The organism is Aliirhizobium sp. YIM B11859 (assembly GCF_057163345.1).
Map to the genome: position 1 here is coordinate 94,307 of NZ_JBXHAY010000004.1, position 20,192 is coordinate 114,498.

Annotated in this window: 17 protein-coding genes; 10 read left to right on the forward strand and 7 right to left on the reverse strand. The window is 57.8% G+C overall.

What is annotated here, in order from left to right; translation table 11 throughout:
* Positions 1–3: 3 nt before the first annotated feature.
* The 3 genes from AC2GXZ_RS16895 to AC2GXZ_RS16905 all read right to left on the reverse strand — a co-directional run bounded on the left by AC2GXZ_RS16895 (position 4) and on the right by AC2GXZ_RS16905 (position 2,852).
* Complete coding sequence (locus AC2GXZ_RS16895) at positions 4–918, reverse strand: ABC transporter permease (protein WP_483760351.1); 915 nt, start codon at positions 916–918, stop codon at positions 4–6.
* Positions 919–1,118: 200 nt separating this feature from the next.
* The gene (locus AC2GXZ_RS16900; protein ID WP_483760352.1) at positions 1,119–1,979 is read right to left on the reverse strand and encodes a DMT family transporter; all 861 of its coding nucleotides are present in this window, start codon (positions 1,977–1,979) and stop codon (positions 1,119–1,121) included.
* Between the two features lie 90 nt (positions 1,980–2,069).
* Positions 2,070–2,852 carry a FadR/GntR family transcriptional regulator gene (locus tag AC2GXZ_RS16905; RefSeq protein WP_483760353.1) on the reverse strand — a complete coding sequence of 261 codons (783 nt, stop codon included), beginning with the start codon at positions 2,850–2,852 and terminating at the stop codon, positions 2,070–2,072.
* A 276-nt stretch (positions 2,853–3,128) separates the two neighbouring features.
* Between AC2GXZ_RS16905 and gudD the strand changes: the two genes are divergently transcribed.
* Positions 3,129–4,448, forward strand: coding sequence for a glucarate dehydratase (gudD, locus tag AC2GXZ_RS16910; RefSeq protein WP_483760849.1), 1,320 nt, complete (start codon positions 3,129–3,131; stop codon positions 4,446–4,448).
* Positions 4,449–4,499: 51 nt separating this feature from the next.
* Here gudD and AC2GXZ_RS16915 read toward each other — a convergent pair whose 3' ends face one another.
* Positions 4,500–5,525: a LacI family DNA-binding transcriptional regulator gene (locus tag AC2GXZ_RS16915; RefSeq protein ID WP_483760354.1), complete on the reverse strand. Its 1,026-nt coding sequence runs from the start codon at positions 5,523–5,525 to the stop codon at positions 4,500–4,502.
* 239 nt (positions 5,526–5,764) lie between these two features.
* Here AC2GXZ_RS16915 and AC2GXZ_RS16920 point away from each other — a divergent pair, with 239 nt between their 5' ends.
* The 8 genes from AC2GXZ_RS16920 to AC2GXZ_RS16955 all read left to right on the forward strand — a co-directional run bounded on the left by AC2GXZ_RS16920 (position 5,765) and on the right by AC2GXZ_RS16955 (position 14,246).
* Complete coding sequence (locus AC2GXZ_RS16920; RefSeq protein ID WP_483760355.1) at positions 5,765–6,745, forward strand: Bug family tripartite tricarboxylate transporter substrate binding protein; 981 nt, start codon at positions 5,765–5,767, stop codon at positions 6,743–6,745.
* A gap of 63 nt (positions 6,746–6,808) precedes the next feature.
* Positions 6,809–7,288: a tripartite tricarboxylate transporter TctB family protein gene (locus AC2GXZ_RS16925; RefSeq protein WP_483760356.1), complete on the forward strand. Its 480-nt coding sequence runs from the start codon at positions 6,809–6,811 to the stop codon at positions 7,286–7,288.
* 39 nt (positions 7,289–7,327) lie between these two features.
* A complete protein-coding gene (locus AC2GXZ_RS16930) occupies positions 7,328–8,827 on the forward strand; it encodes a tripartite tricarboxylate transporter permease (RefSeq protein WP_483760357.1) in 1,500 nt (499 codons plus the stop codon).
* Positions 8,828–9,141: 314 nt separating this feature from the next.
* Positions 9,142–9,957 (forward strand): DUF2182 domain-containing protein, encoded by an 816-nt coding sequence (locus AC2GXZ_RS16935; protein WP_483760358.1) that lies wholly within the window; start codon positions 9,142–9,144, stop codon positions 9,955–9,957.
* 145 nt (positions 9,958–10,102) lie between these two features.
* Positions 10,103–11,284 carry an ABC transporter substrate-binding protein gene (locus tag AC2GXZ_RS16940; RefSeq protein ID WP_483760359.1) on the forward strand — a complete coding sequence of 394 codons (1,182 nt, stop codon included), beginning with the start codon at positions 10,103–10,105 and terminating at the stop codon, positions 11,282–11,284.
* A 79-nt stretch (positions 11,285–11,363) separates the two neighbouring features.
* Positions 11,364–12,464 carry an ABC transporter ATP-binding protein gene (locus AC2GXZ_RS16945; protein WP_483760360.1) on the forward strand — a complete coding sequence of 367 codons (1,101 nt, stop codon included), beginning with the start codon at positions 11,364–11,366 and terminating at the stop codon, positions 12,462–12,464.
* A gap of 23 nt (positions 12,465–12,487) precedes the next feature.
* Positions 12,488–13,426, forward strand: a complete 939-nt coding sequence (locus AC2GXZ_RS16950) for an ABC transporter permease (RefSeq protein WP_483760361.1) — start codon at positions 12,488–12,490, stop codon at positions 13,424–13,426.
* Positions 13,427–13,430: 4 nt separating this feature from the next.
* Entirely contained in the window at positions 13,431–14,246 is an 816-nt protein-coding gene (locus AC2GXZ_RS16955) for an ABC transporter permease (RefSeq protein WP_483760362.1), read from the forward strand.
* A 77-nt stretch (positions 14,247–14,323) separates the two neighbouring features.
* Here the strand turns inward: AC2GXZ_RS16955 and AC2GXZ_RS16960 are convergent, their stop codons facing one another.
* The 3 genes from AC2GXZ_RS16960 to AC2GXZ_RS16970 all read right to left on the reverse strand — a co-directional run bounded on the left by AC2GXZ_RS16960 (position 14,324) and on the right by AC2GXZ_RS16970 (position 18,477).
* On the reverse strand, positions 14,324–15,019 hold the full coding sequence (locus AC2GXZ_RS16960) for a helix-turn-helix transcriptional regulator (protein WP_483760363.1): 696 nt from the start codon (positions 15,017–15,019) through the stop codon (positions 14,324–14,326).
* 240 nt (positions 15,020–15,259) lie between these two features.
* Positions 15,260–17,257 carry a primary-amine oxidase gene (locus AC2GXZ_RS16965; RefSeq protein ID WP_483760364.1) on the reverse strand — a complete coding sequence of 666 codons (1,998 nt, stop codon included), beginning with the start codon at positions 17,255–17,257 and terminating at the stop codon, positions 15,260–15,262.
* A 197-nt stretch (positions 17,258–17,454) separates the two neighbouring features.
* The gene (locus AC2GXZ_RS16970) at positions 17,455–18,477 is read right to left on the reverse strand and encodes a LacI family DNA-binding transcriptional regulator (protein WP_483760850.1); all 1,023 of its coding nucleotides are present in this window, start codon (positions 18,475–18,477) and stop codon (positions 17,455–17,457) included.
* Positions 18,478–18,776: 299 nt separating this feature from the next.
* Here AC2GXZ_RS16970 and AC2GXZ_RS16975 point away from each other — a divergent pair, with 299 nt between their 5' ends.
* Positions 18,777–20,099, forward strand: a complete 1,323-nt coding sequence (locus AC2GXZ_RS16975) for an ABC transporter substrate-binding protein (RefSeq protein WP_483760851.1) — start codon at positions 18,777–18,779, stop codon at positions 20,097–20,099.
* Positions 20,100–20,192 lie beyond the last annotated feature (93 nt).

The window sequence follows — 20,192 nt, forward strand, 5'->3', positions numbered from 1 at the left end:
TGCTCAATACCGAATTCGAGGGTCGAGCATCGCATAGGCGAGGTCGATCAGGATGTTCATGATGAAAATGGCCAATGCCGAAACCATGATCACGGCCAGCACGACGGTGAAGTCGCGCAGCAGGATGGAATCGATCATCAGTTTCCCGATGCCGGGAAAGCCGAAAACCGTTTCGACGACGACGGCACCATTGAGAATGGAGGCGGCCTGGTCGCCGATCACCGTGATGACCGGCAGCATGGCGTTGCGAAGTCCATGGACGAAAATGATCGACCGGCTGCGAACGCCCTTTGCCCGGGCGGTTTTCACATAGGCAGAAGACAGGACATTGATCATCGAGCCACGCACGACCTGCAGAATCAGGCCGAACGGCCGGATGAACAGGACACTGACGGGCAAAATCCAGTGCGAGATCGTGCCTGTGCCGGATGTCGGCAGCCAATGCAGCTTGACGGCGAAGATGACGATCGCGACGATCGCCACCCAGAAATCCGGAGCCGAGGCACCGACAAGCGAAAAGAAAGTCGCAATCCGATCGAAGACGCCGCCGACCCGGAAGGCGGCAAGCGAACCGATGACGATTGCTGCGAAGGTGACGATGGCCATCGTCACCGCGGCCAGACAGGCCGTCCAGCCGAACGCCTCAAGCACAACATCCATCGCAGGACGGGCCTGCCGCAGGGATTGGCCGAAATTCAGCTGCGCCAGATCGGCGACATAACGCCCGAACTGCAGGATGAGAGGATCGTTGAAGCCATGTGCCTCACGAAACTGCTCGCGCGCCTCTATCGAGGCATCCAGCGGCAGATAAAGATTAGTCGGATCTCCTGTCAGCCTCGATAGAAAAAATACCAGCACGATCAGGCCCAGCAGCGATACACCGCTTGCAATGGCCCGCTTGCCTAAAAAACTTCTCATGCGACTCCTCCCGAAGCGAATGATGCGCGGTTTTCACACCTGTGTTTGAGATTCTCCGCAAAAGCGAAGCAGCCGGGGCGGCGCCAATCTCCTCTATTGGCTCACGTGCCGTCCGATACGGAAGGCTACACCCATAATTGAAATACTAGTGCATCTGGAATTTTTGTGAACCACCTTTTTTGATAAATTCCAAAAAGACATCATTTCTGGCGACGAAAGTGTGTGCTGCCGGTGGCGAAAAGTGCCGATCCGAAAATGATCGCGGCCCCGATCCAGGTTTCAACGGGCGCGATTTCACCGAACAGCAGAAAGGCCAGCCCAGCGACGACCGGCAATCTGAGGAAATCGAACGGAGCCAGAAAGGACGCACTTGCCAGACCGAAGGCCATGGTGACCAGCGTCATGTTCAAGGCGCCCAAACCTCCCTGCAGGGCAAGCAAGGCGATCTGACTGCCAGTGGGCACCGTCCAGACCGGCAGCATGGCAAGGAAACCAAGCGGCACCGTGGCGATAAGGTTCCAGGCGACCAGGCGCTGCGTGCTGTCGTGATCCGCCATGCGACGCAGCATCAACTGGCTGGCGGCCATCAGGATCGCGCCGGCAAGTGCGAACAGAAGCCAGGGATCGAAAGCCGATGCTCCGGGTCGGATGATGATGACGATTCCGACGAAACCGGCGATCACGCCGGCAATGCTCGAAAGCCCAATCCTTTCGCCCAGGAACAACCATGCGCCGAGCACGAGGAAAACCGGCATGGTGAAATTGATGGCGGTGGCGTCTGCCAGCGGCGCATGCGCGAATGCGACGAACAGTGCAACGAGCGAAGCAAGCTTCAGGCCTGCCCGAAGAACATGCTGGAACCGATATGGCGATGCCCAGAGGTCAACCCGCATCAACACCCAGGGGAGGACAACGGCAAGGCCAAAGAAAGATCGGAAAAATCCGATCATCAGTGGATGCACTTCGCCTGCCAGCGAGCGAACGATAACGGCATCGATGCTGTTGAAGACGGCCGCCACGACCATAAGGGCTGCGGCTAGCAGGTTACGTTCAACGTTCATCAGGCTTGGCCCCTGCGAGAAGCCAAACGCCATATGCGCGCGGATCCGATGACAATGTCCGTTCACTGAACATGACGGCCTCCTCCCTGATCATTGTCTGGATAAGGATCGATCCGCAGCGCAGATCTCCTCGTTCTCCAAGACTGCAAAGCTGTCCAACTCTTCCTCAAGAAGCCGCATAGCGGTCTGTCGCATGTGAGCGTGCATGGCTTTTTGTGCCTGAACCGGATCCCCTGCGCGAATGGCGGCAAGGATCGAGCCATGCTCTTCGACGACGCGGGGGGCGACCTGATCGGCAGGACGCCCCTGAAGCTTTCGCGTGAACTCGACCGTCAGCTTGATCTGGCTGCGCATCGTCGCCAGAGCGAAGGTGAAATACGGGTTGTCGGTGGCTTCGGCGATTGCCATGTGGAAGGCAAAATCGGCTTCGAAGACACCTTCGCCCGGGGCAAGTGCCAGCATTCGTGATTGTGCTTCCTCGATGCGATCTATCGCGGCAGGGTCGCAGAGACGTGCGGCATCGGCCGCGGCGGCGCATTCTACGATCTGGCGAAAGCGCATGCAGCGCTTCATATCGAACACGGTGCGGATGGACAGGCTCGCGATATCGGACGCCCTGGATACGGCATCAACCTTCGGCTGAACGAAGTTCGCCGATCCGCGTCGCGATATGATGCGGCCGGTGTGGCGCAGATAGGCCAATGCCTTTCGAAGCACCGGGCGCGATACGCCGAACTGCTGAGCCAGCTCGGCTTCGGGGGGAAGCCGTCCACCATTATACCAGGATGGCGAATCCAGCATTTCTTCAAGCCGAGCGAGTACATGAGACGAAAGGTCCCGCATCGGGCGGCTCTGTTTGTTTATCTCGGTCATGATGGAGCCTAGCGCGGCAAGGCAGACTTTCCAAGCGTCAAATTTACTAATATTTACTGATATTGACAAATCTGGACTCAGGTCGATTAATAGGCTTCTGGAATGTGGAGGAGCGTTCCGACGCGGCGTGAGGAGACGCCGACGGTTCACGCTTTCGATCTTCCTGCCTCCCGGTTCGAGCCATCACCGGGCATTGCGAGATATCCAATCGACGAGGACAGCATGTTTATCCAGACGACCGAAAACAGTCACCACGACCTCCATCTTGCCAAGGAGATGGCCAGGATTGTCGCCGTCCGCGTCATACCTGTCGCCGGGCACGACAGCATGCTCTTGAATTTGAGTGGCGCCCATGCCCCGTTTTTCACTCGCAACATCGCCATCATCGAAGATGATTCCGGCCGCACCGGCATTGGCGAGGTACCTGGCGGCGAGGCGATCCGCAAAACGCTGGAGGAGGCGGCCGCTCTTCTCGTTGGTCAGGCGATCGGCAGCTACAACATGCTACTTGATCGCGTCCGCAAGGCGTTCAGCGACCGCGACAACGGCGGGCGCGGCCTGCAGACATTTGATCTGCGCACCACGATCCATGTGGTGACCGCTCTGGAATCGGCGATGCTCGACCTTCTCGGCCAGCATCTCGGCGTATCGGTCGCATCGCTTCTGGGAGAGGGACAGCAACGTGACCGCGTCGAAATGCTGGGTTACCTCTTCTTTGTCGGCGACCGCAATAAGACCGATCTGCCCTACCGCGCCGGCGGGGGTGCAAAGGACGATTGGGAACGCCTTCGTGACGAGGAAGCGCTGACGCCGGAAGCGGTCGTACGCCTGGCGGAAGCTGCACATCAGCGTTACGGGTTTCGGGATTTTAAGCTCAAGGGTGGCGTGCTTGCCGGCGAACGGGAAATCGAGGCCGTCACCGCGATCGCCCGCCGTTTCCCCGAGGCGCGTGTAACGCTTGACCCGAATGGCGCATGGTCGCTCGACGAGGCGATCCGCCTGTGCAAGGGACGCGGCGATGTACTGGCCTATGCCGAAGATCCCTGCGGCGCCGAACAGGGGTATTCCGGTCGCGAGATCATGGCGGAGTTCCGTCGGGCGACCGGCCTGCCGACGGCAACCAACATGGTGGCAACTGACTGGCGGCAGCTGTCTCATGCCATCCAGCTGCAGTCCGTCGATATTCCGCTCGCCGATCCGCATTTCTGGACAATGCAGGGCTCGGTCAGGGTCGCGCAGCTTTGCCAAGCCTTCGGCATGACATGGGGCTCTCATTCCAACAACCATTTCGACGTTTCGCTTGCCATGTTCACCCAGGTCGGTGCGGCTGCTCCCGGCCGGGTGACGGCGCTCGACACGCACTGGATCTGGCAGGACGGGCAACGCCTGACGTGCGATCCGCTGAAGATCGAGGACGGTCATGTGGCGGTCCCGGATCGGCCAGGCCTCGGCGTTGAATTGGATATGGAAAGGGTCGAGGAGGCTCACCAACTTTATCTCAGACATGGCCTTGGGGCCCGCGATGATGCCTCCGCCATGCAATATCTTGTGCCGGACTGGCGTTTCGACAACAAACGGCCTTGCCTGGTTCGGTAAGCACGGCAAACACCGGCCGTTCCGTACAAGTGTGCGGCCGGTGGCGAGCTCTCAGGCCGTGCCCCTGGCAACGATGCGAAAATCGACATTGATCATCGCCTCGACATTTTCGTCACCGGCAAGCTTCCTCAGGATCGACCGCGCCGCCTTGGTACCGATATCACGACGATCGATGCGGACGGTTGTCAGTGGTGGATGCGTATAGGGGGCAAAATCGAAATCGCCGAAGCCGACAATGGCAAGATCATCCGGCATGCTGCAGCCACGCGCATGGGCTTCCGCCAGCGCACCGTGTGCCACGACATCCGACGAGCAGAAAACGCCGAGTGTTCCGAGGCCGCGATTGAGAAGCTGCGCCATTGCCACCCGGCCGTCCTGGAAGGTGGAGGGAGTGCTCATCTCCATCGTTGGCAGCTCGACCTCAGCAATTCCCGCCAGCCGACTGACGAAGCCGTCGCGGCGTTGCACGGCGCGGGGATCATTGGCACCCACCTGCGCGTAACGGTCATAACCTTTGATCAGAAGATGTTCGGCGACCAGTGCCCCCACCGCGTAATGCGAAAAGCCGACGGCAGTATCCAGCGGCGATGGCGTGGAATCCCAGATCTCGACGATCGGCAGTCCGGCGCCTGTCAGCATGGCCCGCGTTTCCTTCAGATGCGAAACGCCAGTCAGAATGATGCCATCCGGTCGCCGTGCGAGAATGGCCCGGGTCAATTCGAGCTCCCGGCCGACATCATAGCCGGAGAGACCGAGCAGGAGCTGATAGCCTGCAGAAACCAGTTCGGCATTGAGCCCTTCGATGGTTTCGGCAAAGATCGTGCTGGCGACGGACGGAACGATCGCGGCGATCAATCGGGTCTTGCGGGAAGCAAGGCCGCCCGCCAGCAGATTTGGCACATAACCGGTTTTGGCGATCATGCGCTCGATGGCATCGAGTGTCGGAGGTTTGACCAGATGCGGCGTGTTGATTGCCCGAGAGACGGTGACCGGCGAAACTCCGGCGAGCCTCGCAATGTCGGCAAGAGTTACCGGCCCCTTGGTCGTGATATGTCTGTTCTTGTCCTGCCCAGCCATGTGCGCACTCCTGCCAAAATGAGTTACGCTTTCATTTTGCGTTCAATCAAGCGCTTTTGTGCATAGTTTCTCATTTAAAGGGCTTATGTGTTGATTCTTAATCACTTAAATTTTTCTTCCTGTGGTTGCAGCCAAGGATTTTGAAGCTACAATGGAAGCGCTTCCATTTCTTCGTCGGGAGGGTTTCGAAGAGTGGGTTAGTGGCACTGGCTGGAGGCCAGACAAGAGGAGGAGATATTATGAATCCCAAGCGTTTCATGACGTTTGCGGCCATCGCGGCCGTGATGTGCATGGCAGGTCTGCAGCAGAGCCGTGCCGCTGACTATCCATCGAAAACGGTTACGGTGGTCGTGCCGTTTGCCGCCGGCGGCAATACCGACACGTTCGGTCGCCTGGTCGCCGAGGAACTCGACAAGCGGCTGGGTCAGCGTTTTATCGTTGAAAACAAGCCTGGCGCCGGTGGCAATATCGGCCTTGGCGATCTGGCCCGATCGAAGCCGGACGGATACACGATCGGCATGGGCACGGTGAGCTCGAACGCCATCAACCAGACGCTCTACAAGACCTTGCCCTATGACAAGGAAAAGGGTTTTGCGCCGATTTCGCTGATCGCCAGCCTGCCGAACGTGCTCGTCGTCAACCCGGACAAGATCAAGGCGAATTCCGTTCCCGAACTGATCGAGTTCCTGAAGACGGAACCGGGCAAGCACACCTATGCTTCATCCGGCGTCGGCACCTCGATCCATCTCGCGGGCGAGCTTCTGGCGACGAAGGCCGGCGTGAAGATTACCCATGTACCCTACAAGGGTAGCAGCCAGGCCATCCTCGATGTCGTTGCTGGCCATGTGGACATGATGTTCGACAATATTCCGACAGCCACCCAGCAGGTAAAGGCCGGTAAGGTTAAGGCGCTCGCCGTGACAAGCCTGGAAAGGGCAGCTCTCCTGCCTGACGTACCGACCATGGCAAGCGTTATCCCCGGTTTCGAGGCGACTTCGTGGCACGGGCTGTTTGCTCCGGCCGGCACGCCGCCGGAAATCGTCGAGAAACTCAGCAAGGAAGTTCAGGCGATCATCGCCGAACCGGCGATGAAGGCCAAGCTTGAAGCCATGGGCGTGACCCCGGTTGGCAACAGCTCGGCGGAATTCCAGGTTTTCATCGACAAGGAAACCGCGAAGTGGGCAGAGGTCATCAAGGCCGCAGATGTTCCGCTTCAGTGAAGTAATCGGCCGGCCGGGTTCTTTTCTCCGGCCGGCCCGTCTTTCACACGGGAGTATCATGCGATGTTGAAGCTGAAAAACGGCCGCGACCTTGTCGCCGGCGTGACGATGATCTTTGCCGGACTTCTGTTCATCTGGTTCGGCCGGGAGCTTGAAGTCGGCAATTCCTTCCAGATGGGGCCGGGCTATTTCCCTATCATGCTGAGCCTGCTGCTTATGGCAATCGGCGCGATGATCATCGTGCAGTCCGTGGTCGTTGAGGCGGAAGGCCGCGAACCAGAAGCCTGGAACTGGAAAGCCTATAGCCTGGTGATCCTTGCGCCCGTCGGCTTTGGCCTGGGGCTTGCGGGGCTTGGTCTGGCGCCGACCATGTTCCTGATCATCGTCGGGGTTGCGACCGCCAGTCGCTATGCCAACTGGCGTCATTCGATCCTGCTCGGGCTTTTTCTGGCGGTCTGTTCCGTCCTGCTGTTCACCAAGCTCCTGGCACTTCCCGTCAGTGCCTTCGGACCCTGGATCCCCTTCATCGGCGATTTGTCCTGAACCTCGCCAATCAGCCGACGAAACCGGATTGGATTGCTTATGGATATCTTCTCTAACCTTTTGTTGGGTGCCTCGACGGCGTTTCTGCCGATCAACCTCTTTTATGGCTTTATCGGCTGTCTGCTCGGGACGGCGATCGGTGTTCTTCCGGGGCTCGGACCGACTGCCACGATTGCGATGCTGCTTCCCATCACCTTCGGCCTGCCGCCGGAATCCGCTCTCATCATGCTGGCGGGTATTTTTTACGGCGCGCAATATGGCGGTTCCACCACTGCCATTCTGATCAACCTTCCAGGCGAAAGCTCTTCCGTCGTCACCGCGATCGACGGTTACCAGATGGCGCGCAACGGCCGCGCCGGCGCCGCCCTGGCGACTGCTGCCCTCGGTTCGTTCTTCGCCGGCACTGTGGCAACCATCCTTCTTGCCGTGGCGGCACCGCCGCTTGCGGCGGTCGCACTCAAATTCGGGCCGGCCGAATATTTCTCGCTGATGGTTCTCGGTCTTGTCGCGTCTGTCGCACTTGCCAGCGGATCACTGCTGAAGGCGATGGCGATGATCGTTTTCGGTTTGATGCTCGGCACCGTCGGCACCGATGTCGAAAGCGGCACGCCGCGTTACATCTTCGACATTCCGGAGCTTTATGACGGGCTCAATTTCGTCGCTGTCAGCATGGGCATATTCGGGATCTGCGAGATCCTGCGCAATCTTGAGAACGAGCAGGAACGTTCGGTCGGCGTCAAACGCGTGACTGGCCTGATGCTGACGAAAGCGGACTTCCGGCGAATCTGCGGCCCCGTCTTGCGCGGCACGGCGCTCGGATCGTTTCTCGGCGTGCTTCCCGGCGGTGGCGCAATGCTTGCGTCCTTTGCCTCCTATGCGATGGAGAAACGCATTTCCCCGAACCGGGCCGAATTCGGCAAGGGGGCGATTGAAGGTGTTGCAGCCCCTGAATCCGCCAATAACGCCGGCGCCCAGACCTCGTTCATACCGATGCTGACGCTCGGCATTCCTGGCAACCCGGTGATGGCTCTGATGGTCGGCGCGATGATCCTGCAGGGCATCACGCCCGGCCCCAACGTGATTTCAGACGAGCCGACGCTCTTCTGGGGCATGATTGTTTCCATGTGGTCCGGAAATCTCATGCTTGTCATCCTCAACCTGCCGCTGATCGGGCTCTGGGTACGGATGCTGACGGTGCCCTATCATCTGCTATTCCCGGCGATTATCGGTTTTTGCTGCATCGGCGCCTACAGCATCAACAACAGCGTTTTCGACGTCTTCGTCATGGCCGGTTTCAGCGTCATCGGATTTGCCCTGAGCAAGCTGCGCTTCGAGCCGGCGCCGCTGCTTCTAGGCTTCATCCTTGGGCCGATGCTGGAGGAAAACCTGCGCCGCGCGATGCTGATCAGCCAGGGCGACCCGACGATCTTCGTGCGCAGTCCGCTTAGCCTTTCGCTGCTGATCTTCGCCGCCGCCGTTCTGGCGCTTGTCCTTTCCCCGAGCATTAGCCGCAAACGCGAGGAAGCCTTCACGGAATGAGGGGCAGAAAAATAAACGGCGCACCGGAGAAATTGCGGGTCTGGCAGATTGTCCTTTCGGAGATCTGCACAGTCATAGGGCACTCGTCCAAACTCGACTGGCTGGAGGAGCGTGTCATACTCCTCAGGGGCGTCGCGTCTTGTCCAGCGTCGTCTGCTCGTCGCAAGGGCTCAAAGAGCGAAAAATGCGGTAGCTACTTAAGTAGCTTAAAAGGTTGCGAGCTCAGGCGGTTTTGATCCACCGAAAGGTTGATTGTCCGCATGTTGTTCGTGCTTCACGCTCCTCGGGTCTCCATATCGACCCGGAAAGTGGCTTTGAAGACCTTCCATTCACACTCTGTTTTATCCAGTGACCCGCAAATATTGGCAAAGCTGGTGGTATTGATGCCTCCCGTCGCAATGGTCGCCAGCGCATGGTGGGTACTCGCGTCGATGATGGCCACCGTTATCGGTGCCGGAGACAGCGGGCTGATGGGGCCACAGATGCGGCTTTTATCCGATACCCTGTTCCAGAACGGCCAGCCCGCGAACTTCTGGCTAACCTTGTGCATCAGCCCCTCCGACGCTCCGTTATGGAGGATGGTCGCATCGACCTCAGGTATGGGGATAGTGATGGCTGTGGCAATGATGCTTCCATGCGCGTTTCCCGCCTGGCGGCATCTCACCAATTGGGGGGGGCGCCGTGAGAGCTACCTTTTCATGGGTGGCTACGTCGCCGTTTGGCTTGTCGCATCTCTGTTCCTGGCAGGACTTGATAAAGGCCTGGGTACTGCGTTTGGAGGATCGAGCCTTTCGACAGGACCTGTCGCTTGGATAATTTTAGCTTTGGCCGGTTTGTATCAGTTCACGCCGATAAAACGCTCAGCAATGCGGCATATGCAATCTGCGACCATGATCCAGGCTTACGGTTCGTTCATGCCGCAGGGCGCGCGCTATGCGTGTCATTGCCTTGGTGCCGATCTTCCGTTGATGGCGACGATGTTGGCTTTCGGGATGATGAACATTCCGGCGATGGCCATGCTGACGTTGATCATGCTCGCAGAGAAGATCACGCCTGGCCGCCTGGCGTCCGGCCTTGTCGGTCTGGGACTGATCGGGGCGGGTGGGTTCTTCTTGCTTGCGCCACTCTGACGTTTCAACCCGGCAGTCAACCGAACGGTGGATGGTCGCCGCTATAGAGCCCTCCAATAATAGCTTTCGAAGATCTGACAAGCGGCACCCCCCGCGTCACATGATGCTCCTTTAAGACACCCCACGATCATCAGAGGACCGACGTATGAAGCGCAAAAACCTGTTGCAATCCTTCAGTCAATCCCGTCGCGAATTCCTGCGGCAAACATCGGCAATTGCCGCCGGTATCGCGGCGGCAGGTCTTCTTCCCGCCACAGCACGGGCAGCAAGAGATAAGGAGCTGAACATCTATTGTTGGGAGGGATACAATTCGGACAAGGTGCTTGACCCTTTCCGGCGTGAATTCGAGACGAATGTGAAGGCACAGGGCCTGATTTCGGACCCCGACGCCGTCAACCAGCTGCGCGCAGGCGACACGAAAACCTGGGACATCATCAATCTCAACAATTCCTGGGGCCGCCGGCAGCTTTACCCCGAGAACCTCATCAAGCCTTTGACGAAAGCACGTTTCGAACCGCTCTGGGAGATGATGCTGCCGGAATTCAAATGGCCATACAAGTGGGCGACCTCCGACGATGGCGAGCAGCTTCTCGGAATGATCCAGCGTTACGGACCGTCCGGGCTCAACGTGAATACCGAAAAGGTCTCGGCCAAAACTGCCGCCGACGAAGGCTACGACCTGTTCCTGTCCAATGATTTCAAGGGCAAATATGCCGTTCTGATGTATGACGACTGGGTCATCATGCATGTCGCCATGGCAGCCGGTTTCAGCCCGTTCAAGGACTTGTCGGACGCAGAAATCGAAAAGTTCGACACTGTAATGCGAACAGTCATCAACAACGCCGCGTTCCTGAGCGACGACATGAATGCGATCGCGCTCAACATGATCAATGGCGAGATCGTCGGCAGCTTCCCGGGAAGCCTTTATACAATTTCTGCTGCGCGTCTCGATGGCAATCCGCACCTGGTCAACGTTATCCCCGACAAGGGGCCGGCCGAAACCGGAGGCAAGGGCGGTGTCTGCTGGATGGAGCTGACATCGGTCGTGAACAACCCGCAACTTTCACCACGCGCCGAGGATTTTCTGGAATATTGCTTCCGCCCCGAGACGGCGAAGAACGTGTCGTTTGCAGAGGGCACCTACAATCCCGTCGCCCAGATGGGTGACAAGCGGGTAATGGAACTTTTCAGCACCGAAGAACTGGAAGCGCTTCAATACGATACGCTTGCCGAAAACATGTCCAAATGCGCGGACTTTGACACGATCCCCAACTATCCGAAATTGCACGAGATCTTCTCGGCAGCGGTTCGCGAACGCAAGGCCTGATCGTTCAAACAGCTGGGCCGTCCGGAAATGACGGCTCTTGCCTCCTCGATCCGAGCAGCATGAAAGCGGAGCCCTGAAGATGACAGCAACTGATCTTGCCGATGCACCCCAACCGATCCTGCAATTGCGCGGGGTTGACAAGCTGTTCAACGATTTCCCGGCGGTTGACCGGATCGACCTCGATATCAACGAGGGAGAGTTCTTCACCATCGTCGGGCCGTCCGGCAGCGGCAAGACGACGATGGTTCGGATGTTGGTCGGAATGGACAAGCCGACAAATGGCGACATTCTTCTGCGTGGCACGCGGATCAACGACATACCTGCCAACAAGCGGCCGACATGTATGGTCTTTCAGTCTCTGGCGCTTTTCCCGCATCGAACGGTGGGACAGAACATCGAATTTCCACTGAAGATCCGGGGTGTGCCGGCACAAAAGCGCAAGGAGCGCGCTCTCGAACTGATGGCGCAGCTGCGTCTGCCGGAAAGCTACTACAAGAAAGGTGTGATGCAGTGCTCGGGCGGTGAGCGTCAGCGCGTGGCACTGGCAAGGGCGCTGGCTTTCGATCCCGAGATTCTGTTCTTCGACGAGCCTCTTTCGGCGCTCGATTACCGACTGCGCAAGCTTCTGGAAAAAGAACTGAAAGACATACACCGGGCCACCGGCAAGACGTTCATCTACATCACCCATTCGCTGGAGGAAGCGATGGTGATGTCGGATCGTATCGGCGTAATGAACAAGGGGCGTTTCGTCCAGATCGGTACGCCGAAGGAAATCTACGGCAATCCACAGAGCCGGTTTGTGTCGGAGTTCATGGGTGAGGTGAATGTCATCGACGTGAGCCAGAACAGCGATGGTATCGTGTCCGACGCCGCGACCGGCAACGCCTATATTGTGCCCGCTACGGGTGTTTTCAGAACCGGTACGCTTGTGGTTCGCCCAGAGGATATTCGTTTCCTCGGGGCAACGGAGGACGCGGACAATCAATTGGAAGGAAAAGTCTGTAACGAATATCTGCTCGGTTCAAGGATCCAGTACCAGGTCAAGGTCGGTGGAAATCAGATCATCCTTGTGGAGAGATTGCGCGACCAGATCCCGCTCGAAGATAAGGATGGGACGGTCCGCATCGGCTGGAATGCCGGCGATTCCATGCTGTTTCCGACAAACCGGCTACAGGGCTGAACAATGTTTGAGGGAGCGATATCATGACAGACGCAAGCCACCTTATCTCCAACAGACGCTCTGTCGCGAGTGAGCCGATCATCGAAGCCCGGGTATCCGTTGCCATCAAATGGCTGAAGATGAACATCAGTAATCCCGGATTTTTGGCGGCACTGCCAATCGGCCTGCTGTTTCTGGCCGGCTTCATCGGACCGCTGACGCTGGTGGTGCTGTTTTCCTTCATGCCCGCCTCGACGTTTTCGCTTTTGCAGATGCCAACTTTGCAGAACTACGCCGACATTATCGCCAACTCCTATTACATATCCTTTCTCGTTTCGCTGTTCATCGCCACGGTCACGGTGGCGGTGCTGCTGGTGATCTGCTACCCGCTATCGGTCGCCTTGGTCAGGGTGTTCGGCAAAAGAGGAGCCTTGCTCACTCTGCTCATCACCGCTCCACTCTTCGTCGCCGATAACCTTCGGCTCACCGGATGGATGCTGTTTTTCGTCAAGGGCGGAGTGCTTTCCGGAACCCTTGATATGATCGGCATCGAGATCGGGTCATTTCTGTATACGACGGGCGCCACTCTTTTTGGTCTGGTTTATATCTACCTTCCCTTCATGTTGTTCCCCATGGTGCTCGGCGTTTCGATGGTTCCGCCGCAGGCGCGCGAAGCGGCTTTCGATCTTGGGGCAAGCCGGCTTCAAATCCTGCGCGAGATCGACATCCCTCTCGCCATGCCGGGGATCATGATGGGTGCCTTGATGTGCTTTATTCTTACGACGGGAGCGCTTACCGAGGCGAAGGTCATGGGCGGCACGGCAGTCGTCACGATCGCGCAGGACATCCAGAGGGAGTTCACATTTGCGCAGAACTGGCCGCGTGGCTCGGCGTTATCCGTCCTTATGATTCTTCTCGCCGGAGCGCTTTCGCTGACCCTGCTCAAGCGTATTGATCTCGACAGCATCTTCGGACGGAGGTAATCAAATGAACGACTACAGCCGCACCGCACGTTATCTCTACGGCATGCTTGTAGCCCTGTTGCTGCTCTTCATGTACCTGCCGATGGTCACGATTGCGCTCGCATCATTTTCAAAGTCGAAATACTTCAAGTTTCCGGTGCCGGCCTGGTCAACACACTGGTATGGCGAGGTGTTGGCATCGCTGTCCATTCGTGATTTCTTCTGGACCTCCCTCGCGATCTCCGTTCTGGTGGGCATCCTGTCGACCGTTTTCGCCTTTTTTGGCGCTCTGGCCTTTGCCAGATATCGCTGGACGGGACGCAAGCTCTATCAGAAGTTGCTGCTTTTGCCGATCCTGTTCCCGCAGGCCGTACTCGGGCTGGCTCTTCTTTTGTGGTTTACTGCCATCGGGGTCGAGCCCACGTGGAAGTCGGCGGTTTTTGCACATATCGTTTGGATTGCCCCGGTTACGACGCTGATTATCGCCATCCCTGTTTATGGGTTCGATCCGGCGGTCGAGGAAGCTGCCTATGATCTGGGAGCATCGCGCCTGCAGGTCATGCGAGAAATCACCTTGCCCCTGCTTGCACCCGGGATCGTGTCAGGCTTTTTCTCGGCCTTCCTGCTCTCGTGGGCCAATTTTCCGCTGTCGATGTTTTCCACCGGCGCTGACCAGACCATACCGGAATGGATCAGTGCAAAGGTCCAGTCCGGCTACACGCCACAGGTTCCGGCTGTTGGAACGATCATGATGCTGGGGGCCGGGGTCATTCTTGGGCTTGGTTATGGTCTCGCTGCATGGCAGTCGAGCCGCCGACGCCGATCGGACGCTCTCGCGTGAGACATTCCTGATGGTCTTTGCCACCACATGGCCTGCAGCCGGTGCGTCGGATATTGCCAGGGAAATCTGGCAATAATTCAGGAAAATGCTGAAAACCGCGCCACCACGCCGGATCTCGTTTCCACTCCGGTTTTCTCGAATATCCGGATCAGGTGCGTCTTGACGGTAGAAACACCAATGCCGAGGCATGTCGCAATATCGGCATTGGTCCGGCCGAAGCACAGAAGTTTTGCAACTTCGGTTTCGCGCGGAGTGAGATGATAGGTTTTTGTGGCTTTGACCATCGGATCCGCCTTCGGCGTTTCCACATGGGTCCATAGCGCGTATTCGATGAACGGCTGCAGATCGCAAGCGAGCTGGAACGCCGCGTCGATCGGACGGTTGTCCTTCTGCTTCCAGATCACGCTCAAACCAGCCTTGATCTGGCCTTCGCTGCGAAACAATATGTCAATATTCTCAACGAAATCATAGTGCCGAAGGAAGCGCTTGTACTCATCGATTTCGTCCTGGTCCATATAATCCGGTGCCTCATGCATGCGCACAACCGGATCGGACCGGGCGGCCACTCGCCGTACGTGCAACGGATCAATCCTGTTCATATCGTTGAGGTAGAGGCGGAAGAATTCGCGCGGCAGACCCGCGCAACGAAAGTCGTAAAGGTTGCTTTCGTCGTCGACGGAATAAAATGCGAGGCTGCTCGCTCCCAGGGTTCGTCGCAACATCTCGAACGTGTTGTCGATAAACTCGTTCTTTCGGTTCGTGCATCTAGCCATAATAGCCTCGCGTTGGAACTAAGAGAGCGATCGCCTCAGCCATAGCAGAAGCGAGTGGACCACAAGATGAATAAGCAAGCCGCGTGCCAAACGGCAAGGATAGTTGGCTTATGAGGCCGCCCGGATTTTATCCGCGCAAATATCGTTCCTTGTGTCCACAAGTCGCTGAAAGGAAAAAGAAAATAGGGCGGCTATAAAAGCCGCCCGCTCAGATTTTTGTCTATGCAGAATTTGCAAACGTCATTCTGCGGCGTGAGATGCGCAGCAACTGGACTTGGAGGCGTGGCAACTTGCTTCATTTTTGGTTCTCGGCAGATCAATGACCGGATTTTGATCAAAGAAACCGGCCGGCATCAGCTTGAAGCCACACGAGATGCAGGGTTGAACCGGGTGATCCTCGGGACGGGGCAAATGATGCAGCCCGAACGCGTGCCATAACACGATGTCGGTGTTTTCGACTGGCCGGTCTTGTTCGACCCAGGTCGCCAGGCCATCGTCACCGGTCGACTGGTTGACAAATTCGCCGGCCGGATAGCGCTCATCGGCATCGTAGGCCGTCACCCAGACCTGATGCTCGATGAAGCGGCCGCGCTTGCCGGAAGGGCTTTCGGGATGGGTAAACGGCTTGACGGGCGAGGAGGCCTCAAGCTTGTAGGCCGTCGGAGTTCCGACCCAGTTCTTCACATTCGGGTTGACGATCTTCCAATAGCGCATCTTGTCGAAATCGACATTGCGCTTTGCACCGAGTTCGCTGACAAGCGGAGTAGCCTCGACGGCGAAGCCATTCAGATAAGGATTGTCCGGCCCAGGAGGCAGGGCAAGCGTGTCGCATTCCATCACCGTGTTGTTCGGTCCGTCCACTTCCATGTCGAGGCGGGCGCAGAATACGTGCTGATGTATGTGGCCAACGACACCTGGCGCGACTTCCGTGCCGAAACGGCCGGGTTCGCCAGGCATGCAGGCTGCCGTGTTGATCACACCGGTCGCCTTCATTTCAAATTCGATGCGTCCGTCCTGATGGAGATACCAGTAGGAAGCATATTCATAGTTGCCGATCGTCGAGATCGAGGAAATCACCAGCCGGCGGGCGCGCCGCACTTCGGTACGGTCGTTACGGACATCGAAGTGTTTCCAGGATAGACCAGCATCCTCCTCATGAAGGCATATCGCGTTTTTGATCGTGCGGGCGTCGCCGAAAAGGCCCGGCACCACGCCGTCGAAATAGTGGATCACCCCGAGGCAATCGCAGCCGAGCGAAAGCGAGTTTGCCATACGCCCGAAACCAAGCTCACCGTGGTCGAAGACATTCTTGTGATAATGATTGCGTTCAGTCGTTCCATAAGGGACGACGAGTTCGGCGATTGAAGCGCGGTATACGATGGGCCGTCGCGCGCCTTTATGGGTATAGCCGACAGTATAAAGAACGAGGCCCTCGCGCCCGTTAAAGCCGACACGGAAATCCCAGTTTTCCCAGGTGACCTTGTTGCCCTCCACCGCAAAGCCGGCGCCGGCGGACTGGACCACATCCAGCGGTGCCGACGGTGCTCGAAACTCGGTCAGGATATCGGCGTCGTAGTTGAGAGGTGTCAGGGGAACCGGGATGAAGTCCTCGGTGTCGGCGAAATAATCTTTTACTTCAAGGATCTCGAGCGTCGCGAGATCGACAAGTGGATGGATGCCTTCAACCGGGTGAGCGTAATAATTGTCATTCGGGAATGTGCGCATCCAGATGAAGCAGGACAGGACGCGGCGGCCCTGATGCAGTTCATGGCCGAAATTGCCGACGGTCCAGGGATCAACGCACATGAAGTCGAGTTCGCCGAGCAGACCACGGCGTTCCAGCGCCGCCTGAAAACGAGGGTCGGCCTTTACCGCTGCCTCGATTTCCAGAACTTCCTCGATCGCGACCATGGCGCGGGCTTCGGGATTGAAAATCTGCTGGGTGACCTTGGCGTCGTCCAAGTCGACCTTGCCGGACCAGACCCCCATGACGCCGCGCTGATAGACGTTAAAGCGGCCCATACGATGGATCACGTCTCCGGGCTTGAAGTTGCGGACGACGTCTTTTGAAGGCTCGTCAAGATCAATGGTTTCAACGCGAATATCGTCACCCCAGCCGAAGTGATCGCTGATGATTTTTGCCGCAAGAACCAGCTCGGACATGGAGAACGGATCCAGTGGATGGGACGCCGCTGCAGGAGTTTCAAAGTGGTGTTTCATTTCCGGAGCGTTATCCATCCTGTTCTCCCTTGGGTCTGTTACCCATCATCGCTGCTATATTTCGCGCGCATTCAGCGCCTGACAATCGTCAAGTTATCGAGAGCGAAGCTTGCGCGGCAATCGACCGTTCGGTTGACATCATCGCGCTTTTCGCGCCGCCGAAAACCGGAGAGTGGGAGGGTCCCGGGTGCAAACAACCCGCAACGCAATGGACCTCAGAGGTTTTCCTTCAGCAGAACCTCGATGCGAATCTTTTCCTGCGAGGTGACAGGTTCGCGCTGGTCGGATCGGGCGCGCATGATCCGGATCGCGCTGCGCACGGCATGCCCCGGATCCTGGGCGATGATGGCATCGATGGTATCGCTGCGCAAAGCGGCTTCCGTAAATGAGGTGCGCTCGTGAACGACGATGGTCATGTCGCGTAAGTCCACGGAACCGGCCATGGCTGCGACCGGCATGCGACATTCCGAGCTCATGACATAGGCCGCGCTTAGATCGGGATGATGTTGCATCACTTGGCGAATGACGGTGTTGGTACGCTTTTCATCGCCGTATGTTTCGAGCGAGGACAAGGCGGTCAGGTGCGGGAAACCGGCGTTGAGGATGCTGTCGAAGCCACGTCGGCGTTCGATGCTGTCGCGGGCAAACATGGTTTCCGCAACGACCATGATCTTCGCCGGTTCCCGGGGTAGAAAGCGACCGATGATCTTGCCGGCCGTCGCGCCGGCAGCAAAATTGTCGATGCCGACGAAATCCGCCGCCTCCAATCTCTCCTGGCCCGACAAAAACTGCACGACTTGGACGCCACGCTCCATCAGACGTCCAAGCGCGTCGCGGACCTGCGGAGATTCCGGCGCCATGACCGCAACGCCATCTACGAGGTCAGGGTCGAGAGAGGCCAGATGACGGGCAAGCTTGTAAGGATCGTCGACCGCGACCTGGTCCACCGCCACCTCCATGAGGTCCGTGCGGGCGATCAGGCGGGCTTCCTCCACGCGAACCAGCAGCTCGTCCAGATATTGGTCCCCCTTGGTCGGTAGGACGAAACGGAAATGGTAGACCTTGCTGCGAGCCAGCACCACGGCGGCAGGGTTGCGCACGAAACCGATCCGATCAATCGCTTCCTGAACCTGTCTTGCAGCCTTCGAGCTGACGTTCGGCCGGCCATTCAGGACGCGGTCGACGGTCGCAAGGCTAACGCCTGCCGCCTCAGCCAGATCCTTTGCCGTCGGTCTCATCATCTGAATTCATTTCCTTTTTGCCTGCCGTCGCATGCAAGCTTTCCAACAGTCTGAATAAAAAAGCAAGAAATTGAGGTGCGCACCTCAAAATTAACTTGCGCTGAGGTGCGCACCTCAACTAATGATATATTAACAACGATTGAGGGTGTCGCGCTGCGACATCAGGGAGCCTTTCGTTGGAGGGAGGGGCGTCCAGCTGAGCACGCCAGAACGTGAACAGCGCTCTATGGGGCGTGAGGAGTCGTGCCAGCAACAGGGCGGCTCCAAGGGAGGAGATCGTCATGACCATTTCATATTTGAAATCCGCGCTCGCGGCCGGCGTCGCAACCGGGCTTATGTCGTTTGCCGGCGCGGGAGCAGCGCAGGCAGAGGATCTGACACTGTGCTGGGCAGCATGGGACCCGGCGAACGCACTCGTCTCGCTCAGCAAAGACTTCGAGGCCAAGTCCGGGCACAAGATGCATTTCGAGTTTGTCCCCTGGCCGAATTTTGCCGACCGCATGCTGAATGAGCTGAATTCGGGCGGTAAGCTCTGCGACCTGATGATCGGCGACAGCCAGTGGATCGGCGGCGCGGCGGAGAACGGACAATACCTCAAGCTCAATGATTTCTTCGACAAGGAAGGGATCAAGATGAGCGATTTCATTCCCGCCACCGTGACCGGTTATGCCGAATGGCCGAAAAATACGCCGAACTACTGGGCGTTGCCGGCATTCGGCGATGTCGTCGGATGGAGCTACCGCAAAGACTGGTTCTCGAAGCCCGAGCTGCAAGCCGAGTTCAAGAAGAAATACGGCCGTGACTTGACGGTGCCGAAGACCTTTGCCGAACTCAAGGATATCGGCGAATTTTTCCAGAACCGGAAGATCGATGGCAAGACCGTCTATGGCGCGGCGATCTATACCGAACGTGGGTCGGAAGGCATCACGATGGGCGCGATGGATGTGCTCTACAGCTTCGGCTTCGAATACCAGAACCCCAAAAAGCCCTATGAGCTGGAAGGCTTCGTCAATTCCAACGACTCCGTGAAGGGACTGGAATTCTACAAGGCGCTCTACAACTGCTGTGCTCCTCCCGGATCCTCTGACGCCTATATGTCGGAGGATATCGACGCGTACAAATCCGGCCAGGTGGCAATGCATATGAACTTCGCCTTCACCTGGCCCGGCATCAATGCCGACCCCAATGTCGGTGGTGAGAAATCCGGCTATTTCCCCAATCCGGCTGGCCCTGGCGGCAAGCAGTTTGCCCAGCTTGGCGGTCAGGGTATTTCGGTCGTTGCCAATTCCTCCAAGCAGGGTGCTGCGCTGGAATATATCAAGTGGTTCGCCAACCCACAGATACAGGCCAAGTGGTGGCAGCTCGGCGGGTACTCGGCGCTGCGCGCCGTCGTAGAGGACCCGGGATTTGCGAAGAGCCAGCCGTATGCTCAGACATTCCTTGATTCCATGGCGATCGTGAAGGATTTCTGGGCGGAGCCCTCCTACGCCTCGCTGTTGCAGGCTTCACAGAAGCGCTTCCACAACTATGTCGTGGCAGGCCAGGGTACGGCCAAGGAGGCTCTCGACGGGCTGGTCAAGGACTGGACCGAGATCTTCGACGACGAAGGCAAATACTGAGACTGACGCTGCGCCTTGCGGCGCTCGATATTTCCGTGCGGGATCGGCCGTTTGCCGGCCCTCCCGCATGGAATTCTGCATATGTATCAGGGG

Coding starts and splice junctions, on each gene's coding strand:
- AC2GXZ_RS16895 (WP_483760351.1), bottom strand. CDS start 918: ATGAGAAGTTTTTTAGGCAAGCGGGCCATTGCAAGCGGTGTATCGCTG.
- AC2GXZ_RS16900 (WP_483760352.1), bottom strand. CDS start 1,979: ATGAACGTTGAACGTAACCTGCTAGCCGCAGCCCTTATGGTCGTGGCG.
- AC2GXZ_RS16905 (WP_483760353.1), bottom strand. CDS start 2,852: ATGACCGAGATAAACAAACAGAGCCGCCCGATGCGGGACCTTTCGTCT.
- gudD (WP_483760849.1), top strand. CDS start 3,129: ATGGCCAGGATTGTCGCCGTCCGCGTCATACCTGTCGCCGGGCACGAC.
- AC2GXZ_RS16915 (WP_483760354.1), bottom strand. CDS start 5,525: ATGGCTGGGCAGGACAAGAACAGACATATCACGACCAAGGGGCCGGTA.
- AC2GXZ_RS16920 (WP_483760355.1), top strand. CDS start 5,765: ATGAATCCCAAGCGTTTCATGACGTTTGCGGCCATCGCGGCCGTGATG.
- AC2GXZ_RS16925 (WP_483760356.1), top strand. CDS start 6,809: ATGTTGAAGCTGAAAAACGGCCGCGACCTTGTCGCCGGCGTGACGATG.
- AC2GXZ_RS16930 (WP_483760357.1), top strand. CDS start 7,328: ATGGATATCTTCTCTAACCTTTTGTTGGGTGCCTCGACGGCGTTTCTG.
- AC2GXZ_RS16940 (WP_483760359.1), top strand. CDS start 10,103: ATGAAGCGCAAAAACCTGTTGCAATCCTTCAGTCAATCCCGTCGCGAA.
- AC2GXZ_RS16945 (WP_483760360.1), top strand. CDS start 11,364: ATGACAGCAACTGATCTTGCCGATGCACCCCAACCGATCCTGCAATTG.
- AC2GXZ_RS16950 (WP_483760361.1), top strand. CDS start 12,488: ATGACAGACGCAAGCCACCTTATCTCCAACAGACGCTCTGTCGCGAGT.
- AC2GXZ_RS16955 (WP_483760362.1), top strand. CDS start 13,431: ATGAACGACTACAGCCGCACCGCACGTTATCTCTACGGCATGCTTGTA.
- AC2GXZ_RS16960 (WP_483760363.1), bottom strand. CDS start 15,019: ATGGCTAGATGCACGAACCGAAAGAACGAGTTTATCGACAACACGTTC.
- AC2GXZ_RS16965 (WP_483760364.1), bottom strand. CDS start 17,257: ATGGATAACGCTCCGGAAATGAAACACCACTTTGAAACTCCTGCAGCG.
- AC2GXZ_RS16970 (WP_483760850.1), bottom strand. CDS start 18,477: ATGAGACCGACGGCAAAGGATCTGGCTGAGGCGGCAGGCGTTAGCCTT.